This is a genomic window from Tepidiphilus olei, from assembly GCF_006980705.1.
In the GTDB taxonomy this organism is placed as follows: Bacteria; Pseudomonadota; Gammaproteobacteria; order Burkholderiales; family Rhodocyclaceae; genus Tepidiphilus; species Tepidiphilus olei.
Genome location: NZ_SBHO01000004.1, coordinates 138,458 through 157,314 on the forward strand (window position 1 = coordinate 138,458; position 18,857 = coordinate 157,314).

General features: G+C 64.9%; 15 protein-coding genes. 2 read left to right on the plus strand and 13 right to left on the minus strand.

The annotated features are described in order from the left end of the window. From cas3 to pcaF, 13 genes are all read right to left on the minus strand, one after another. Complete coding sequence (cas3, locus tag EPD80_RS06395) at window positions 1-2,247, minus strand: CRISPR-associated helicase Cas3' (RefSeq protein WP_142810376.1); 2,247 nt, start codon at window positions 2,245-2,247, stop codon at window positions 1-3. A gap of 177 nt (window positions 2,248-2,424) precedes the next feature. Beyond that, complete coding sequence (locus tag EPD80_RS06400) at window positions 2,425-2,697, minus strand: hypothetical protein (protein ID WP_142810378.1); 273 nt, start codon at window positions 2,695-2,697, stop codon at window positions 2,425-2,427. A 95-nt stretch (window positions 2,698-2,792) separates the two neighbouring features. Then, on the minus strand, window positions 2,793-3,047 hold the full coding sequence (locus EPD80_RS06405; RefSeq protein WP_142810380.1) for an accessory factor UbiK family protein: 255 nt from the start codon (window positions 3,045-3,047) through the stop codon (window positions 2,793-2,795). Between the two features lie 56 nt (window positions 3,048-3,103). Next, a complete protein-coding gene (gene malQ / locus EPD80_RS06410) occupies window positions 3,104-5,290 on the minus strand; it encodes a 4-alpha-glucanotransferase (protein WP_185957728.1) in 2,187 nt (728 codons plus the stop codon). A gap of 7 nt (window positions 5,291-5,297) precedes the next feature. Further along, the gene (glgX, locus tag EPD80_RS06415; RefSeq protein ID WP_142810384.1) at window positions 5,298-7,427 is read right to left on the minus strand and encodes a glycogen debranching protein GlgX; all 2,130 of its coding nucleotides are present in this window, start codon (window positions 7,425-7,427) and stop codon (window positions 5,298-5,300) included. Beyond that, window positions 7,424-9,334, minus strand: a complete 1,911-nt coding sequence (glgB, locus tag EPD80_RS06420; protein ID WP_142810386.1) for a 1,4-alpha-glucan branching protein GlgB — start codon at window positions 9,332-9,334, stop codon at window positions 7,424-7,426. Before glgB ends, glgX begins: the two co-directional genes overlap by 4 nt. Then, window positions 9,331-11,850, minus strand: coding sequence for a glycogen/starch/alpha-glucan phosphorylase (locus EPD80_RS06425; protein ID WP_142810388.1), 2,520 nt, complete (start codon window positions 11,848-11,850; stop codon window positions 9,331-9,333). Before EPD80_RS06425 ends, glgB begins: the two co-directional genes overlap by 4 nt. Next, complete coding sequence (glgA, locus tag EPD80_RS06430; RefSeq protein WP_142810390.1) at window positions 11,843-13,309, minus strand: glycogen synthase GlgA; 1,467 nt, start codon at window positions 13,307-13,309, stop codon at window positions 11,843-11,845. Before glgA ends, EPD80_RS06425 begins: the two co-directional genes overlap by 8 nt. Next, a complete protein-coding gene (glgC, locus tag EPD80_RS06435; protein WP_142810392.1) occupies window positions 13,306-14,595 on the minus strand; it encodes a glucose-1-phosphate adenylyltransferase in 1,290 nt (429 codons plus the stop codon). The genes glgA and glgC overlap by 4 nt, the downstream gene beginning before the upstream one ends. 70 nt (window positions 14,596-14,665) lie before the next feature. Then, entirely contained in the window at window positions 14,666-14,968 is a 303-nt protein-coding gene (locus EPD80_RS06440; protein WP_142810394.1) for a YqjK family protein, read from the minus strand. Then, a complete protein-coding gene (locus EPD80_RS06445) occupies window positions 14,968-15,363 on the minus strand; it encodes a phage holin family protein (RefSeq protein ID WP_142810396.1) in 396 nt (131 codons plus the stop codon). Before EPD80_RS06445 ends, EPD80_RS06440 begins: the two co-directional genes overlap by 1 nt. Further along, entirely contained in the window at window positions 15,363-15,713 is a 351-nt protein-coding gene (locus tag EPD80_RS06450) for a DUF883 family protein (protein ID WP_142810398.1), read from the minus strand. Before EPD80_RS06450 ends, EPD80_RS06445 begins: the two co-directional genes overlap by 1 nt. A gap of 171 nt (window positions 15,714-15,884) precedes the next feature. Then, a complete protein-coding gene (pcaF, locus tag EPD80_RS06455) occupies window positions 15,885-17,099 on the minus strand; it encodes a 3-oxoadipyl-CoA thiolase (RefSeq protein ID WP_142810401.1) in 1,215 nt (404 codons plus the stop codon). A 164-nt stretch (window positions 17,100-17,263) separates the two neighbouring features. Here pcaF and paaY point away from each other — a divergent pair, with 164 nt between their 5' ends. Further along, entirely contained in the window at window positions 17,264-17,866 is a 603-nt protein-coding gene (gene paaY, locus EPD80_RS06460) for a phenylacetic acid degradation protein PaaY (RefSeq protein WP_142810403.1), read from the plus strand. Between the two features lie 13 nt (window positions 17,867-17,879). Then, window positions 17,880-18,839, plus strand: a complete 960-nt coding sequence (locus EPD80_RS06465; protein WP_142810405.1) for a zinc metalloprotease HtpX — start codon at window positions 17,880-17,882, stop codon at window positions 18,837-18,839. Window positions 18,840-18,857: the final 18 nt, after the last annotated feature.

The window sequence follows — 18,857 nt, forward strand, 5'->3', positions numbered from 1 at the left end:
TCAAACGATGGTCATAGCGGGGTTGGTATCCATGCCATTTTGAAGATCGAACCCCAATATCGGATGGTAGCGCCAGTCGCTTTCCAGAACGAATACGCCCGGCGCAACCTCACGCAGATCGCCCTCGCCGAGCAGGCGATCGACATCCTTGCGATAGAGCATGACCATGTAGGGCTGAAGCTTGCGAAGCAGCCAGCGCTGAGGGCCGTCGCGCTCGAGAAGGGCAAGCAGTTCATCGATGCGACAGTCAGTGCCGCCCTCACCACGGTAGCGCACCACGACGGAGGAAGTCTCCTCGTCGTCGATGAGACGGAAAGCCGCGGCCGCAGAGCGAAACCGTACATCCAGCTCTCTACCGGTGGCAAGCATACGTCCAATGCCTTTCTCGTCGAGATCGCAGTCGGAGTAGAACTGCGTGAAATAGGCGGCGAACAAGGATCGCTCAAGCGGGTTTCGGTTTCCCTCGATGCCGTACAAAACCTTGAGGCAGGCGTCTTCTCCTTTTCTCAAGAGGCCGGGCGGGGCGGATTGGGGCGGGACAAACACGATGACCTCTCCTTTCACGAGTTTCCCCTCGCGGTTGCAGCGTCCGGCAGCTTGGGCGATGGAATCGAGCCCTGCGATCGCCCGATAGACGACGGGGAAATCAAGGTCAACGCCAGCCTCCACCAGCTGGGTACTGACCACGCGGGTGGAGATGCCCTCGCCAAGGCGCTTCTTGATCTGTCCGATCACCACGGAGCGATGCGCCGGGCACATGAGCGCCGAGAGGTGCAGCGTTCCTTCGGGCATTGCCTGCCATAAAGCGCGGGCATGCGCACGGGTATTGACGATGGCGAGCACCGAGGAATGGCGCGCGAGTTCCTGCGCAAGTTCGCTCCAATCGCGCCGTGCGTTCCAATCGGCGGGCAGATGCACCTGCACCCGGTCGAGCCGTTCATAGAGCCCGTCGGGGTCGGAGACGATTTCGCGCACGCCATCGAGCCCACGCACGTTCTTGCGCGGATCGAACGCTTGGCGGCTGGCGAGCACGGGCTGCGTAGCAGTCGAGAGCACGAAGGTCACGCCATAGTGCTCGACGAGCAGATTCATGACATCGAGGATAGGCTGCAGGAACTGCGGCGACAGCAGATGCGCCTCGTCGAGCACGATGATGCTATCGACGAGATTGTGCAGCTTGCGGCAGCGCGATGGACGGTCGGCGAAGAGCGATTCGAAGAGTTGGACATTGGTGGTGACGATGATGGGCGCATCCCAGTTCTCGCTGGCAAGGCGCGAAGCGCTCGTCTCGCGTTCGGGAGCGGTCGCCACGTTACTGTGATGCTCCACGATCGCGTCTTCGCCAAAGACGTCACGATAGACCCTGGCCGTCTGCTCGATGATGCTCGTGTAGGGGATGGCATAGACGATGCGCCGCTTGCCATGGCGCAGGGCGTGCCCGAGCGCAAACGCCATGCTGGAGAGCGTCTTGCCGCCGCCGGTGGGCACTGTGAGCGAAAAGATGCCCGGAGACCGCTGCGCGGCATCGCGGCATTGTTGCAGCACTTCGGCGCGCACGGCATTGACGGACGTCGGTGCCGCCTCGCGTGACTTGCGCGCCATGAATGCGTCGAACCGCGGCGCCAGTTCAGACAGACTCGGCCAACAGTTGCGCGCCGCGAACGTGTCGGGCGACATATAGCGCTCGGTGTCGAGAAAATCTGCGTCGACCAAAGCAGAGAAGAGCAACCGCACCCACAGCGGAAAACCGGCGATTTTTCCCGGAACTTCTTTCAGGTCGGGTTTGAAGTCTCCCGATTCGGTGATCTCTGGTGGAATCGGTTCGGCGAGCGTTTCCATGAGTTCAGCGCGGCTTGCCGGATCGGCGAGACGCTCGCGCAAGCCGCCGTACCAATCGTCGAGCCCAGCGTGATGTCCGGCGATGAGATAGGCGAGCACCCGACCCGGCAAGCCGAACCGATCACAGGCAAGTAATGCCCCTGCGGTGGAGTGCGGCGCCCGGCCCAGTTCGCCTTTGATGCTAGCATCCGGCTCGTAGCCGCTCTTGTGGCGGATGTAGCGCTGGAAGCGGGGACGGTATTTGCCCAGATCGTGCCACAGACCGGCAAGCCTCGCCCATCCAGCGCCATAGCGTTCGGCGAACTGCTCCGCGAGTTTTGCGGTTTCGCGCAGGTGCGATGCGAGATCATGCGGCTCACGCCATGATTTTCGTTGCGCATCGTGGGCGACATGAGCAATGTAGGGCATGCTTCCCTTCCCCAAAGTCATACCGGAGGTCATCCGATAGTAGCGCAAACGGCATAAAGAGGGAAGCGAAAACATGCCAAAATCGGCATGAAATCAAACTGACGTGTCAAGATGTTAGCAACGAAAAAGCCGGCCCCAAGGCCGGCTTTGCATCGAACGGTCGAACGAAAGGCGCTTTCACTCGGCAGCCGGAGTTGCTCCCGTGTTCGAGGTCGTGGACGTCCCCTTGTGGGCAGCGGGGGCACGTTTGCCGTGCGCGACCGAGCCTTGCTGGTGCATAGCGCTCTTGGCGCCCGTCTGGCCGTCCGGCTTGTGCGCACGCTGATGCTTGGTCGGGGTCGCCGCGACGACGGAAGTCTCGGTGGAAGCCCCCGTTGCCTGGGCGAACACGAAACCGGGCACTGCCAGCACGGCGGCCAGAGCACTGGTGATTAGGAATTTCTTGCTCATCGCTCTTGCCCCTTCGGGAACTACCGCATGGTGTCGGGACGTACGATACCAGTGAGTACTGTGCCGAGGAGAAATTTTCAAGACGTTTCTGACATTCAATCCTCGTCTACGCCACCCGCGACCTGGGCTTCGAGCACGCCGACGCGGCGTTCGAGCTCGGCGAGCTCTTGGCGCAGTTTGATGACCAGCTCGCGCTGCGCTTCGAATTCGTCACGGGTGACGAGATCCATGCGCTCGAACATGGAGCCGAGCAGCGCCTTGGCGTTTTTCTCGAAATCCTTGAGCGGGCTCGTTTCGGCGAGGTGCTTGAGTTTCTGCGCGAGTTCGTCGAACATGGGGGGTGTGGCCATGACATACTCCGATACGTAAGAAAAAGGCGGTCCGGGCATGAGTGTAGCACGCTGCATCAGCGGGCGCGCCCGGCGCGCCGCATCCGCTCGGCCAGGGCGAGGAAGTTCGGCTCCGTGGTCCAACCCTCCAGCACCACCGGCAGTTTGATGCGCCAATTCGGATATTCGGTGGAAGTGCCGGGGAAATTGACTTGCTCCGTTTGTCCGAATACGTCCTCCATCTGAACCATCATCACCGCGGCAGGGGTGCGCGCCACATATTCGTGGATCGCCAGCATCAACGATGGGGTCATGGCGTCTGCGCTCGGTTCGAGCCCCGGGGGCAAGAGCCCTTCCCGCGCGAGCGCCGTGAGCAGCCGCTCACGCAGGTATTGCCGTTCGGCCTGCAGCTGGCCTTGGGCTTGTTCCGTGAGCCACCCCAGCCGCTGGCGCACGCTCAAGTCCGTCCCTTTCCAATAGCCCGCCAGGGTGGGAAGATCGTGGCTGCCGATGGCCACCACGGCTTGACGCGGATAGGAGGAAGGGGATTTGAATTCTCCGTCGCCGGTTCGCTCGAAGGGCAACAAGCGGATCGACAGGACACCCTTGGGCGCCAGGGCGGCGCGGAGCTCGTCGGGCACCGTGCCGAGGTCTTCTCCGACCACCAGGCAGGCCTGCTGCACGCTGTGCAGGGCCAAGATACCGAGCAGATCGTGCAGGGGATAATGGACGTAGGTGCCTTCGGCGGGTTTTCGCCCGGAGGGAATCCAAAACAAGCGCATCAGCGCCATGACATGATCGAAACGCAGGACGGCGCCATGGCGCATGTTGGCGCACAGCGTTTCGGCAAAGGGGGCATACGCGGCATGGCGCAGCCGATCGGGAATCCACGGAGGCAGGCCCCAATCTTGCCCGGCCGGGTTGAAGTCGTCGGCGGGCGCGCCGATGCTCGCCGACAGGGCATAGACGCCTTGGTGCATCCAAGTGTCGGCGCCACCGCGGTCGGCCGAAAGCGCGAGGTCGAGATAGAGCAGGACGCCTCTTTCCTCTCCATGGCGCATGCAGGCGGCGAGCTGCTCGTGGGCCAGCCATTGCAGCCAGGCGTGGTACTGCACTTCGTCCGCGTGTGTGGCGGCGAACGCGTCGACGGCGGGGGATGCGGGGTCGCGAAACGATTCGGGCCAGGCCGGCCAGCCCCAGGCGCGGGCATCGAGACGGTGCCAGTGCCACTGCAGGGCTTGATGTACGGCGAAGTGCTTCAACGCCTCGCCCTGTTCGGCGAGATGGTTCCGGTAGGCCGCGGCGCGGGGGGTGTCGCGTGCGAGGTGATGGTCGCGAAAGTGGGCGAAGAGTCGCTCGAGGATGAAGGTCTTGCGTTCGGCGACCGCGGCATAATCGACCCAGGCCGTCGCGCGCAAGGCTTCGAGACTGTGCTGGAAGCGGGGCTCGGCCACTTCCCGCTGGGCTTGGGCACATTCGGCGAATTCGGGGATGGCTTCGACATCCAGGTAGAGCGGATTGAGGAAACGCCGGCTCGAGGGGCTGTAGGGGCTCGCCTGCGTCGGGTCGTGCGCATGCAAGGCGTGCAGGGGATTGAGGCCGACCACCGCGGCCCCAACATCGGCGGCGATCGCGATCGCTCGGGCGAGGTCGGTGAAATCGCCCATTCCCCAGTTGCGTTCGCTGCGCAGGGCGTAGAGTTGCAGCGCGATCCCCCAGACGCGCCGCTCGCCCGCCAACAACTCGGGGGTATGGCATCGAGGCGGGGTCACGATGAGGCGGGTTTGGCAGGGTGGGCCTGCGGGGGGTTCGATGCGGAAGAGGTGCTCACCCAGGGGGAGCGGCTCGTGCCAGTAGAAAGCGACTTCGAGATAGCCCTGGCCGTCGATTTCCCGTCGCCCGCCGATTTCCATCACGGCGGGGGGAAATTCCCCTTGGCGCATCGCTCCTCGTTCCAACCACAGCGTCCAGCGGTGGGTTTGGTCGGCGAGGGTCTCGGCACAGCGGTAAGGAATGCGGTACGGCGCGCAGGATTGCTGCACGACGGTGACGGGATCGAGCCCTTCGAGCCAGGGCCGGCGTTCGTGCTCGGTCAGCGCCTCGGTGAGGTCGGTTTCGGTCGTGATGACGCCCATCGCCTGCAACAAGGCGATTCGGGTTTCGTCCGGCGTCGTGTGCAGCTGTCCCCAGAGGTCGTGGTAGGCGTCGGCGATGCCCACGGCCCGCGCCAGGCGAAGCAGGGTTTCCCGTTCTTCCCGAGTCATCCAGGATTCATCCGGCATTGAGCTGTAGGAGGGCGAGCGAGTGGCCTTGCAGCGGATAGGGCTCGCCGCCATGGTAATCGCCATCCGGCGAGAGTCCGTCTTCGAACGCCGTGTCGAGCAGGACGTGCCACGGGCCCACGCCGAGGAAAGGGGGGAGCTGGAACGGGATGGTCTCGTGGTAGGCGTTGAATAGCAGCACGAAGCTCGCGTCTTGGATGGGGCGTCCGAGCGGGTCGCGCTCGGTGATCCCTCGTCCGTCGAGATACACGCCGAGACAGCGGGCGAAATGTTCGTTCCATTGCTGCTCGCTCATCTCGGCACCGCGCGGATCGAACCAGACGATGTCTTTGACGTCTTTGCCGTGAATCGGGCGGCCCTGGAAGAAATGGCGACGGCGTAAAATGGGGTGTTCCCGGCGCAGGGCGACGAGGCGCTGCACGTAAGCGAGCAGCCGCTGTTTCGCTTCGTTCGGTTCCCAATCGACCCAGGAGATCTCGTTGTCCTGGCAATAGGCGTTGTTGTTGCCGCGCTGCGTGCGGCAGATCTCGTCGCCGGCGAGCAGCATGGGCACGCCCTGCGACAGCAGCAGCGTGGCGAGCAGGTTGCGTTTCTGCCGCGCGCGCAGGGCGTTGATGGCGGGGTCGTCGGTCTCGCCTTCCACGCCGTAGTTGCACGAGAGGTTGTTATCGGTGCCGTCGCGGTTGTCTTCGAGGTTGGCCTCGTTGTGCTTGCGCTCATAGCTCACGAGGTCGTGCAGGGTGAAGCCATCGTGCGCCGTGACGAAGTTGATGCTGGCGTGGGGGCTGCGGCCGCTCTTGCCGTAGAGGTCGCTCGAACCGGTGAAACGCTGGGCGAATTCGCCGATGAGTCCGCCGTCGCCGCGCCAGTAGGCGCGGACCGCGTCGCGGTATTTGTCGTTCCATTCCGCCCAGCCCGGGGGAAAATTCCCCACTTGATAGCCGCCTTCGCCCAGATCCCACGGTTCGGCGATGAGCTTGACCTGGTTGAGCACGGGGTCTTGCTGGATGATGTCGAAGAAGGCCCCGAGCCGATCGACTTCGTGCAGCTCACGCGCCAGCGCCGAGGCGAGATCGAAGCGGAAGCCATCGACGTGCATCTCCGTGACCCAATAGCGCAGGCTGTCCATGATGAGCTGCAGCACGTGCGGTTCGCGCATGTTGAGGGTGTTGCCACAGCCGGTATAGTCGAGGTAATAGCGCGGCTCGTCTGGCTTGAGTCGATAGTAGCGGGCGTTGTCGATGCCGCGAAAGGCGAGGGTGGGGCCGAGGTGATCGCCTTCGCCGGTGTGGTTGTAGACGACGTCGAGAATGACTTCGATGCCAGCTGCGTGCAGGGCCTTGACCATGGTTTTGAATTCGCCCACGGGGTCGCTCAGGGCGTATCGATTCTCCGGGGCGAAGTAGCCGATGGAGTTGTAGCCCCAGTAGTTGCACAGTCCTTTTTCCACGAGGCGGCGCTCGTCGACGAAGGTGTGCACCGGCATCAACTCCACCGCCGTGATGCCCAGCCGCGTGAGATGCTCGATCACCGGCGGCGAAGCCAGCCCGAGATAGGTGCCGCGTAGGCATTCGGGAACCTGGGGATGCAGGCGCGTGAATCCCTTGACGTGCAATTCATAGATCACGGTCTCGTGCCAAGGGACATTGGGATGGCGATCGTCGCTCCAGGTGAAAGCGGCGTCGATGACCTGGCAGCGTGGCATGCCGGCCGCGTCGTCACGGCGATCGAAGGAAAGATCGGCCTTGGGATGGCCAACGTGATAGCCAAAATGCGCGTCGCTCCAGCGAATTCCGCCGACGAAGGCTTTCGCATAGGGATCGAGCAGTAGTTTGTGCGGGTTGTAGCGGTGCCCCGATTCGGGATGGTAAGGGCCATGCACGCGGTAGCCATAGAGTAGCCCGGGCCGGGCCTCGGGGAGATAGCCGTGCCAGACGTCGCCGGTACATTCGGGCAGGGCGATGCGCTGTACTTCGCGCTTGCCGCCCGCTTCGAACAGGGCCAACTCGACTTTCTCGGCATGACCGGCGAAGAGGGCGAAATTGACGCCATTGCCATCCCAGGTGGCGCCTCGTGGATAGGGCCGACCCGGCCCGACGATGGTGATGGGCTCCATCATGGCACTCCTTCTGCGCTGACGGAAGGCTCCAGGTAGAGCACCGCGAGCGGCGGCAGGGTAAGGACGAGCGACTGCAACCGGCCATGTGCAGGAATCGCTTCGGCACGCGCGCCTCCGGCATTGCCGAGGTTGCTGCCGCCGTAGCAGGCGGCGTCGGAATTGAGCCGTTCGCGCCAGTACCCTCCTTGCGGCACGCCGATACGGTAGCCGTGGCGCGGGATCGGCGTGAAGTTGGCCACCACCAGCACGAGGGGGCTGCCCGGGGCGTGGCGCAGGAGAGCGAGCACGCTCGCCTCGGCATCGTGGCAGTCGATCCACTCGAAGCCGTCGGCGTCGAAATCGCGCTGGTACAAGGCGGGGGTGGCGACGTAGTAGGCGTTGAGGTCGGCCACCCACCGGCGCAGCCCGTCGTGCTCGGGCTGTGCCAGCAGGTGCCAGTCGAGGCTCGTCTCGTGATCCCATTCGCGTGGCTGGCCGAATTCGCCGCCCATGAAGAGCAGTTTCTTGCCCGGGTGGGCCCATTGATAACCGTAGAGCAGCCTCAGGTTGGCGCGTTTCTGCCAGTCGTCGCCCGGCATCTTGGCGAGCAGCGCCCCCTTGCCGTGCACCACTTCGTCGTGCGACAGGGGGAGCACGAAGTTTTCATTGAAGGCGTACCACAGGCTAAAGGTGAGCCGGTCGTGGTGGTATTTGCGGTAGATGGGATCTTGGCGGAAGTAATCGAGCGTGTCGTGCATCCAGCCGAGGTTCCATTTCATGCCGAATCCGAGCCCACCGAGATGCACCGGGCGCGAGACCATCGGCCAGGCGGTGGATTCCTCGGCGATCGTTTGTACGTCCGGATGGAAGCGATAGATCGAGGTGTTGGCCTTGCGTAGGAATGCGATCGCGTCGAGATCTTCCTTGCCGCCTCGGGCATTGGGAATCCACTGCCCCGGCTCACGACCGTAGTCGAGATAGAGCATGGATGCGACGGCGTCCACGCGCAATCCATCGAGGTGATAGACGTCGAGCCAGAACATCGCGCTCGAGAGCAGAAACGAGCGCACCTCGTGCCGGCCGTAGTTGAAAATGGCGCTGTGCCAATGCGGATGATAGCCGCGGCGCGGGTCGGCGTGCTCGTAGAGGTAGGTGCCATCGAAGCGCGCGAGGCCATGCGGATCGTCGGGAAAGTGCGACGGCACCCAGTCGAGGATCACCCCCAGGCCGTGGCGGTGCAGGGTGTCGACGAGGTACATGAAATCTTGGGGTGTGCCGTAGCGCGCGGTGGGCGCAAAATAGCCGGTGGTCTGATACCCCCACGAACCATAAAAGGGATGTTCCGTGATCGGCAAGAGCTCTACATGGGTGAATCCCTGCGCACGGGCGTATTCGGCCAGCGGCTGGGCGATCTCGCGATAGGTGAGAAAGCGGTTGCCGTCTTCCGGCACGCGCCGCCAGGAGCCGAGATGCACTTCGTAGATCGACCAGGGGACGTCGAGCGCATTGGCCCTCGCCCTCGTTTTCATCCAATCGGCATCGTTCCAGTCGTAATCGAGCCGCCAGGCGCGCGAGGCGGTACCGGGCGGCACCTCCCAATGGAAGGCGTAGGGGTCGCCTTTATCGAACGGGGCGGGGGCATAGGGCGAATCGATGCGGTATTTGTAGCACTGTCCGGCGCGCACGCCAGGCACGAAGCCTTGCCAGATGCCGGAACCGTCGGGGCGGGCGTGCAATCGGTGCGCGTTGCCGTCCCAGTCATTGAACGTACCGACCACCGCCACGGAGCGGGCGTTGGGCGCCCACACGGCGAAATGCGCCCCTTCTTCTTCCAGCCGACAGCCGAGCTTGCCGTAGAGGTGGGCGTGGCTGCCCTCGCGAAAGAGGTAGACGTCGTGCGGCGTGAGCGGAGCGTGGGGGTTCGTCACCGGGCGGTGCCTCCTTCGACTTCGACCGGATGGAGGTGCCAGACGGTCTCGTTGTATTCCCGTACCGTACGATCGACCGAGAAAATGCCGCTACGCGCCGTGTTGCGAATCGACAGTCGCGTCCAGCGCTCGGTGTCGCGATACGTCTGCGCGGCGCGGCACTGGGCTTCGGCGTAGGCGCGAAAATCGGCGAGCACGAGCCAGGGATCCTGCGGATTCTTCAGGGCGGCGAGCACGTCGTCGTAGAGGCGGGGGTCGAAGGGGTTGCAGTGGCCGGATTCGAGTAAGGAGAGGGCGCGCCGTAGGTCTTCGTCCTCGGCGATGAGCCGCTGGGGATCGTAGCGCGCCCGCAGTGCGTTCGCCTCTTCGACGCTCAGCCCGAAGGCGAAGAAGGCTTCCGAGCCGACGGCTTCGTAGATCTCGAGGTTCGCGCCGTCGAGCGTGCCGATGGTGAGCGCCCCGTTCATCATCAGTTTCATGTTGCCGGTGCCCGAGGCCTCCTTGCCGATGGTCGGAATCTGCTCGGAGAGCTCGGCGGCCGGCGCGATGCATTCGAGCGTACTCACGTCGTAATCGGGCAAAAAGGCGACCTTGAGCAGCGAGCCGACGTCGGGATCCAGCGCGACGATGCGCGCCACGTCGTTGATGAGTTTGACGATCTTCTTGGCCATCGCATAGCCGGGCGCCGCCTTGCCGGCGAAGAGCACGCAGCGTGGCGTCCAGTCGGCGGCATCCCCGCGCTTGATGCGATCGTAGAGATGGATCACGTGCAGTACGTTCAGAAGCTGCCGTTTGTATTCATGGATGCGCTTGACTTGCACGTCGAACAGGGCGTCGGGCGAGAACTCGATGCCGGTGGTGCGCAGCACCCGCTCGGCGAGCCGCTCCTTGTTGTGCTGTTTGATCTCGCGCCAGCGACGGCGAAATTCGGCCTGCTCGGCGCAGTCCTCGAGTGCATGCAACCGCGAAGCGTCGGTGATCCACGACGGGCCCAGCGCCTCGTCGAGCAGGGCGCGCAGCTGCGGGTTGCAGCGGGCGATCCAGCGCCGGGGCGTGACGCCATTCGTCGTGGCATGGAATTTCTGCGGCCAGAGTTCGGCGTGATCGCGCAGCACGGTGGAGACGAGGAGCTTGCCATGCAGGGCCGAGACGCCATTGACCGAGAAGCTGCCCACCACCGCCAGATGAGCCATCCGCACCTGTCCGTCGGCCGAGAGGATCGCCATGCGCTCGTGGCGTTCGGGCTCGTTGGGCCATTTCGCATGCACGAGCAGCGCGAAACGCCGGTCGATCTCGGCGATGATCTCGTAGACGCGCGGCAAGACGCGCTGCACCATGGCGGCGGGCCAGGTCTCGAGCGCCTCGGGCAGGAGCGTGTGATTGGTATAGGCGACGCAGTGCGTGACGATCCCCCATGCCTCCTCCCAGCCGAGGTGATACTCGTCGATGAAGAGCCGCATGAGCTCGGGGACGATGAAGCTCGGATGGGTATCGTTGATCTGGAAGACGTGGAATTCGGCGAAGCGCTTGAAATCGGGCCCGTTCGCCGCCACCCACTGCTGCACCACGTCCTGGGCGGAGGCCGAGGCGAGGAAATAGTGCTGGCGCAGCCGCAGCTCCTTGCCGCTTTCGCTGGCATCGTTGGGATAGAGCACCAGCGTGATGTTTTCGGCGGCATTTTTCGCGTCGACCGCCTCGTAGTAATCCCCTTCGTTGAACTTGCTGAGGTTGAATTCCTCCGACGCGGAAGAGGACCACAGGCGCAAAGTGGCGACGTAACCGTTGCGGTAGCCGGGGATGGGGACGTCGTACGGTACCGCCTGGACTTCCTCGTCGTGATCCCAGTGCACGTAGAGCCAGCCGGTGTGCGGATCGACGTAGTGGTGCGTTCTCCCGCCGAAACGCACCGTGCGCGTGTATTCCGGCCGCGGGGTTTCCCAAGGGAAAGCGCCGTTCTTCAGCCAATGATCCGGCTCCTCGATCTGCCAGCCGTCGCGGATGATCTGGCGGAACATCCCGTAGTTGTAACGCAGGCCATAGCCCAGCACGGGCAGGCGTTGCGTGGCACAGCTATCCAGCATACAGGCGGCGAGCCGCCCCAACCCCCCGTTGCCCAAGCCTGCGTCCGGCTCGACCGCCTCGAGGCGATCGAGCGCTTGACCGAGTTCTTCGAGCGCACGCCGCCCGTCCTCTTCCACGCCGAGGTTGAGGAGCGCATTGCCGAGCGAACGGCCGATCAGAAATTCCATGGAGACGAAAAAAGCCTTGCGCCGCGCAGTGCCGTGGTAGGCGTTCCAGGTACGCTGCCAGTCGAGCATGAGGCGATCCGCCAGCGTGTAAGCAAAGGCGCGAAATTGGTAGAACGGCTCGGCCGTCAGAGAGCGGCCGAGCCGCTTGTAGAGGTAGCCGAGGAAATCTTCCTGCAAGGCGGGCGCATCGCGCCCCGTGCGCCGAACGATGCGTTCCAGCCAATGGTTGCTTCCCCCGCTGGCTGCCACGGCCGGCGCTTCATCCATGATAGAGCTCCCGGTATTCGGCCGCGCGGCGTGGCCAGCCGAAATCCTGTTCCATGCCATTGCGCTGGATCGTGCGCCAGGTACGGGGTTTCTCCCAGTGCGTGAGCGCGCGCGCCAAGGCGGCGGTGAGCGCTGCCGCCGTCGGCTCCGTGAAGACGAAACCCGTTGCCGTTCCTGCAGCGAGCGTGGCCTCGGTGGTATCGACCACGGTATCGCGCAAGCCGCCCACCGCATGCACCACCGGCGGGGTGCCATAGCGCATGCTGTACATCTGGTTGAGCCCGCAGGGTTCGAAACGCGACGGCATCACGAAGACGTCGCAGCCGGCTTCGATCCGGTGCGCGAGCGGCTCGTCGTAGCCGAGGTGCACGAACACGCGCTGCGGGTGGGCCGCCGCGAGCGCCGCGAATCCTTGGGCGAAGCGGGCCTCCCCTGCCCCCAGGGCGACGAAACGCAGCGGGGTGCGCTCGAGCAGCCCTGGCAACGCTTCGAGCAGCAGGTCGACCCCTTTTTGCGCCACCAACCGGCCGATGAACCCGGCAAGGGGCGCTTCGCGCCGTGCCTCCTGGGGTGCGCAACCGAGGGATTCGAGCAGGGCCGCGCGGTTGGCGGCCTTGGCGCTCACCCAGCCGCGCGCGGGGGAATAGCGCCGCGCGAGATGGGGATCGGTCGCCGGATTCCAGCGTTCGGTGTCGATGCCATTGACGATGCCTTTCAGCCGCCCCTGGGCGCGACACTGCTGCAGGGCGCCCTCGAGACCACAGCCGAACTCGGGGGTACAGATTTCCTCGGCGTAGGAAGGGCTCACCGTCGTCACCCGGTCCGCCCACAGGATTCCACCCTTGATCATCGACATCTGGCCGTAGAACTCGAGCCCGTCGAGCGACCACCACGAGGGCGGCAAGCCGAGTCCGCTGAAGAGCGAAGAGGGAAAAAGTCCCTGGTAAGCGAGGTTGTGGATGGTGAAGACGGAGCGCGGCCGCGCCGATTCGAGCGACAGGAAGGCCGGCACGAGCCCCGTCTGCCAGTCGTTCGCATGCACCAGGTCGAAACGGGCGTGCGGCGCCGCCCGCCCCATCGCCACTTCGACGACGGCGCGGGCGAACACGGCGAAGCGCTCCCCGTTGTCCCACCACTCGTGCTCGGCATCCTCGCCGTAGGGGGTGCCGGGGCGGTCGTAGAGCACGGGGATGTCGAGCAGCAGCAAGGGCAGATCGATCCCCTGCGCCCGGCCCCACCACAACCGGGCTTCGTGTTCACGCCCGACGCCGGGCAGCGTACAGGCACCGGCAAGATCTCGCCCTTCGAGCCGATCGAGCACGCAGCGGTAGGCCGGAAGCATGAGCGTCGGCGCTTCGCCCAAGGCGGCCAAGGCGTGCGGCAAGGCGTGCGCGACCTCGCCCAGCCCGCCGGTCGTGGCCAACGGATAGAGTTCGGAGGCGGCGAAGAGCACCTTCATTTCGCCACCAAGGGAAATGTGCGACCGAGCATGACCGGGGTGACGACGACGATGCCCGAGTCGGGGTCGACGCAGAAACGCTCGCGATCGTGCTCGACGTCGTAGCCGATCTCGGTGCCCGGCGGCAGGACACAGCCCCGGTCGATGATCGCGCGCCGAATGCGGCAATGCCGCCCGATCTCGACTTGCGGCAGCAAGATGCTGTCTTCCACGCGGGCATAACTGTGCAGGAAACAGTCGGTGGAGACGATGCAGCGGCGCACCGAGGCGCCGGAGAGCACCACGCCGTCGGCAACCAGCGCATCGAGCGCCATGCCGCGCCGCCGATCCTCGTCGAAGGCGAATTTCGCCGGCGGACGCTGCGGCTGGTAGGTCCAGATCGGCCAATCGGCATCGTAGAGATTGAGCGCCGGTTCGATGGCGCACAGATCCATGTTCGCCTCCCAATAGGCGGCGATCGTGCCCACGTCGCGCCAGTAATCGGGACGTCCGGCTTGATTCACGAAAGGATAAGCGAACACCCGCGCCCCGCGCGCGATCATCCCCGGCAGCACGTCGGCGCCAAAATCGTGCGAGGAATGCGGGTCGTCGTGGTCCCGGCTCACCTCGTCGAGCAACACCTGCGCGTCAAAGACGTAGATTCCCATGGAGACGAGCGAGCGCTGCGGCCGCCCCGGCAGGCCGGGGGGATCGGCGGGCTTTTCGAGGAAGTGCTCGACGCGACCCTGCGCATCGACCGACATCACGCCGAACGCCCGCGCCGATTCACGCGGCACCTCGATACACCCCACGGTGAGCTCGGCGCCGCTTGTGAGATGCGCCATGAGCATGCGCCCGTAATCCATCGTATAGACATGGTCGCCGGCCAAGACGAACACGTGCCCGGGGCAATAGCGCGCGATCATGTCGATGTTCTGGTAGATGGCATCGGCGGTGCCGCAGTACCACCCCTGCTCGCCCTGCGCGCCATCCTGCGAGGCAGGCAGCACCGCGACGAACTCGCCGATTTCGTGCCGCAGGAAGTTCCAGCCATATTGCAGGTGGCGTATGAGTGAGTGCGGTGCGTACTGCGTGAGCACGCCGATGCGGCGGATGCCGGAATTGACGCAATTGGATAGCACGAAATCGATGATTCGGTACTTGCCGCCGAACGGCAGCGCCGGTTTCGCTCGCCACCGCGTCAACTCCTTGAGTCGGCTGCCGCGCCCTCCGGCGAGCACCAAGGCCAAGGTATGGCGCATTTGTCGCTCCGCGGACGAAGCGGGTACCGTACTCTTCTCCTGCATACTCCTCCCCATCGCAGCTTCGGGCTGCGTTTCACCGGAGGGTTTGTCGTTTTTGTTCCCTATTACATGATCATTTTTTGGTTTTGTTACCCACGAAGAGTTTGTGCGCCAGGCGCACCCCTTCGACCACACCCAGACCCCGCCCCCACCATTTGAGTGCGGCTTGCGCCGTGCCTCGCCGCCCCAGGCGCCACAGAATCGCGCCACCGGCGAGCGCGAGCGGTACTTTCCAACGCACGAGGGTGCGCCAGGCGTCGTCGACCGGACGCACCGCCTCGCGCCATTCGTTCGCCGCCCCTACCATGCGGCGTCGGTGCGCGGCGATGCGCGCCTCCAGCTCGGCCTTGCGGGTGGCGAGTTCGTCGCGGCGCATCAGGTCTCCTCACCGGGCTCCGCGAGCAGCTGCCGGTCGGTGGCGAGCTGGGCGAGCGTGGCGCGCAATAGGCTGCGGCGCCGGGCCAAGGCCCGCAAGCGCCAGCCGGAGTAGACGGCACCGACGAGCAGGACCGCGGCCACCGCCGCGATGGCGGTGAGCCGGTGCGTTTCCCAGAAGGCAGCCACCACGAACACCCCGACGAAGGCCAGCCCCAAGGCACCCAGCGCCAGGCTCAAACCCGCGAGCAGGAGAAGATCGAAGAGCCGGGCGCGCTCTTCCTCCAGCTCGAGCACCGCCAGCCTCAGGCGCATCTCGCCGCCTTCGAGCAGATGCTCAATCAAGCGCTTGGAAGCGCCGAAGACGCGCTCCATCGGGCCGGCGGGACGCTCCATCAGCGGCGACCGATCAGCAAACCGATCAGCATGCCGACGGCAGCCCCCAGGCCGATGCTGGTCCAGGGATGCTCGCGCACGTAGCCTTCGGTCTGCTGCGCGGTGGCGCGCAGCGTGGTGCTTGCCTGCTGATAGAGCTCGGCGCCGCGCTCGGCGAGCCGCGCCCGCGTCTCTTCCAGTCGGGCGCGGGCGCGCTCGCGCAGCTCGCGGATCTCGCTGCTCGTTTCATTGGCCGTGGCGAGCAGCAACTCATCCAGAGTCTGCGCCAATTGACGCAGCTCTTCTTTCAGCTTCTCGGTACTGGCTTGCGGCGTGGGGTTCGTTTCCGTTTGCACGTTTTGTTTGGTCATGGTGATTCTCCCAGGGAAAATGGCCTTGTTTCATTCTAGGTCAAAGGGTGAAAGAAAACACGGAAACCTTCGAACGGTTTCGTTTGGACGAGGTCCCCTCGCCCATGAGGCAACCCAAAAGGACTGCACGTCTGCCGCGTTTCACGCACAAACACGATTCTTCCAGGCGATCTATCGCATACGCTCGATCACCATGGCGATGCCTTGGCCCACGCCGATGCACATCGTCGCCAGGCCATAGCGGCCGTCGCGGCGTTCGAGCTCGCGCGCGAGCGTGAGCACCAGGCGGGCCCCGGAAGCACCCAGCGGATGACCCAGGGCGATCGCTCCGCCGTTGGGATTGACGTGTTCGGCATCATCTGGCAGCCCCAGCTGGCGCAACACCGCCAGCGCCTGGGCGGCGAAGGCTTCGTTGAGTTCGATCGCATCGATCCGCGCCAGGCTCAAACCCATGCGATCGAGCACCTTGCGCGTGGCCGGCGCCGGGCCGATGCCCATGATGCGGGGCTCCACCCCCACGGTGGCCATGGAAAGAATGCGCGCCATCGGTCGCAACCCATGGCGCGCCACCGCGCTTTCACTAGCAATGAGCACCGCGACGGCGCCGTCGTTCACGCCCGAGGCGTTGCCGGCGGTAATGGTGCCTCCGGGCTTGACCACACCCTTGAGCTTGGCGAGCATTTCCAAAGTCGTCTCGGGCCGGGGATGCTCGTCGCGCGCCACGGGCACCGTTTCACCCTTCTTGCCCGCCGGCACCTCCACCGGCACGATCTCGCCGTCGAAGAAACCGCGCGCGGCCGCCTCGGCATAGCGGCGCTGGCTGCGCAGGGCAAAGGCGTCCTGGTCGGCGCGGGCGATGCCGAACTGCTCGGCCACGTTCTCGGCGGTTTCGGGCATGGAGTCGATGCCGTAGCGCGCTTGCATTTTCGGGTTGACGAAGCGCCAGCCGATGGTGGTATCTTCGATCTTGGCGCTGCGCGAGAAGGCGCTCTCGGCCTTGCCCATGACGAAGGGCGCGCGCGTCATGCTCTCGACCCCGCCGGCGATCATCAAATCGGCCTCGCCACAGGCGATCGCCCGGGCGGCGGTGCCGATCGCGTCCATGCCCGAGCCGCAGAGCCGGTTGAGAGTCGAGGCGGGGATCGTAGGCGGAAGACCGGCGAGCAGCGCTGCCATGCGGGCGACGTTACGATTATCCTCGCCGGCCTGGTTGACACAGCCGAAGTAGACGTCGTCGACCGCTTCCCAATCGACCTGCGGCTGGCGCGCCATGAGCGTCGCGATCACGTGCGCCGCAAGATCATCGGGTCGAACGTAAGCGAGTGCACCGCCGTAGCGGCCGATGGGGGTACGGATACCATCGCAGAGATAAACCGTCTTCTCCATTCCCATTCCTCTTCCTTTTTGTGGTTTGGCGCAAAGGGCTGTCTTAAGCCTCTACGGCGCATGGTAGCATAAGCATTACAGGAGCAAATGACCGGATACAGTGCGCCGCCTTTGTCCCCGGAGAGGTGGGGTTCGGGAAAAACACGGAGGAGGAGAGAAACATCATGCCTTGCTATGAAATCGACGGGCTCAAGCCCGTCGTCCATCCCGACGCCTACGTCCACCCGGATGCAGTCCTCATCGGCGACGTGCACATCGGACCCGGCGTGTATGTGGCGCCGCTCGCGAGCCTGCGTGGCGACTTCGGCCGGCTCATCGTGCATGCCGGCGCCAACATCCAGGACTGCTGCGTCATGCACGGTTTTCCCGGCATCGACACCGTGGTCGAGGAAGACGGCCACATCGGCCACGGGGCGATCCTGCACGGCTGCCGCATCCGGCGCAACGCGCTCGTGGGCATGAACGCGGTGATCATGGACGAAGCAGAGGTGGGGGAGTCGGCCATCGTCGCCGCAGCTGCCTTCGTCAAGGCCGGCATGGTGATCCCGGCGCGCAGCCTGGCGGTGGGCGCTCCGGCCAAAGTCGTGCGCGAACTGAGTGAAGAAGAGCTAAACTGGAAGATCAGCGGCACGCAGACTTATCAGGAACTCACGCGCCGCAGCCGCGCCACGCTGCGCCCCTGCACGCCGCTTCCCGAAGCCGAACCCGGCCGCAAACGCTTCGAGAAAGAGGGAGTCGTGCCCCTGGTGGCGCTGCGCAACAAATGAACCCGGGAGTCTCATGGCGCAACGCATCGATCCCCACCTCTGGCAACGCCACGCCTGGATGAACCGCCTGCAGACGGCGGTGCTGGTGGTCGTGCTCGCCACGCTGCTCGCCACCGTCGGCTGGCTGCTGTGGGGCAATGACGGCATCCTCTACATGCTCGTCTTCTGCGCGGTGTCCCTCCTGCTGCAACCGCTCGCCGGCCCCGAGCTGGTACTGCGCCTCTATCGCGCCCAACCCATCGCCCCGGGCGAAGCGCCCGAGCTCCATGCCCTGGTGGAGCGGCTCGCCACACGCGCCGGCCTGCCGAGTGTGCCGCGGCTCTACTTCGTCGACACACCCATCGTCAACGCCTTCAGCGTAGGGAGCCGCAACGATGCCGCCATCGCCCTCACCTCGGGGTTGCTCGCGCGGCTCGATCTGCGTCAGATCACGGGAGTGCTCGCGCACGAGGTGGCGCACATCGCCAATGATGACGTACGGGTCATGAGTCTGGCCGATTCCCTCACGCGCATGACGAGCGTCCTCTCCCTCACGGGGCAGATCCTGCTGCTGGTCAACCTACCCTTGCTGCTCGTGGGTGCGGCCGTGGTGAATTGGCTGGCGGTGGCGCTGCTCATCTTCGCGCCGCAGATCGCCATGCTCGTGCAACTGGGGTTGTCGCGGGTGCGCGAATACGACGCGGACCTGGCGGCCGTCGCCCTCACCAACGACCCCGAAGGGCTCGCCTCGGCGCTCCTGGCCATCGAACGCGTCCATCGTGGCTGGCGCACCTGGCTCTTCCCCGGCTGGGGCTCTCCCGAACCCTCGTGGCTGCGCACCCATCCAGCCACGGAAGAGCGCGTGCGCCGGCTGCTCGAACTCGCACGACGCGAGCCCCCCGAGCAGGATCACGACGACACACCGCCTTTCATTGCTTCATCCGCCTCCGGCCGCACCCCACGCTATCGCCCCGGTAGTGGGCTGTGGTATTGAATCGGTTGGCATGAGGCA

Excerpts from the sequence above, each read along its gene's own strand:
- pcaF (WP_142810401.1), bottom strand. The coding sequence starts at position 17,099 with ATGGAGAAGACGGTTTATCTCTGCGATGGTATCCGTACCCCCATCGGC.
- EPD80_RS06465 (WP_142810405.1), top strand. The coding sequence starts at position 17,880 with ATGGCGCAACGCATCGATCCCCACCTCTGGCAACGCCACGCCTGGATG.
- malQ (WP_185957728.1), bottom strand. The coding sequence starts at position 5,290 with ATGACTCGGGAAGAACGGGAAACCCTGCTTCGCCTGGCGCGGGCCGTG.
- EPD80_RS06405 (WP_142810380.1), bottom strand. The coding sequence starts at position 3,047 with ATGGCCACACCCCCCATGTTCGACGAACTCGCGCAGAAACTCAAGCAC.
- EPD80_RS06425 (WP_142810388.1), bottom strand. The coding sequence starts at position 11,850 with ATGGATGAAGCGCCGGCCGTGGCAGCCAGCGGGGGAAGCAACCATTGG.
- EPD80_RS06445 (WP_142810396.1), bottom strand. The coding sequence starts at position 15,363 with ATGGAGCGTCCCGCCGGCCCGATGGAGCGCGTCTTCGGCGCTTCCAAG.
- EPD80_RS06450 (WP_142810398.1), bottom strand. The coding sequence starts at position 15,713 with ATGACCAAACAAAACGTGCAAACGGAAACGAACCCCACGCCGCAAGCC.
- glgX (WP_142810384.1), bottom strand. The coding sequence starts at position 7,427 with ATGATGGAGCCCATCACCATCGTCGGGCCGGGTCGGCCCTATCCACGA.
- cas3 (WP_142810376.1), bottom strand. The coding sequence starts at position 2,247 with ATGCCCTACATTGCTCATGTCGCCCACGATGCGCAACGAAAATCATGG.
- glgC (WP_142810392.1), bottom strand. The coding sequence starts at position 14,595 with ATGCAGGAGAAGAGTACGGTACCCGCTTCGTCCGCGGAGCGACAAATG.
- EPD80_RS06440 (WP_142810394.1), bottom strand. The coding sequence starts at position 14,968 with ATGCGCCGCGACGAACTCGCCACCCGCAAGGCCGAGCTGGAGGCGCGC.
- glgA (WP_142810390.1), bottom strand. The coding sequence starts at position 13,309 with ATGAAGGTGCTCTTCGCCGCCTCCGAACTCTATCCGTTGGCCACGACC.
- EPD80_RS06400 (WP_142810378.1), bottom strand. The coding sequence starts at position 2,697 with ATGAGCAAGAAATTCCTAATCACCAGTGCTCTGGCCGCCGTGCTGGCA.
- paaY (WP_142810403.1), top strand. The coding sequence starts at position 17,264 with ATGCCTTGCTATGAAATCGACGGGCTCAAGCCCGTCGTCCATCCCGAC.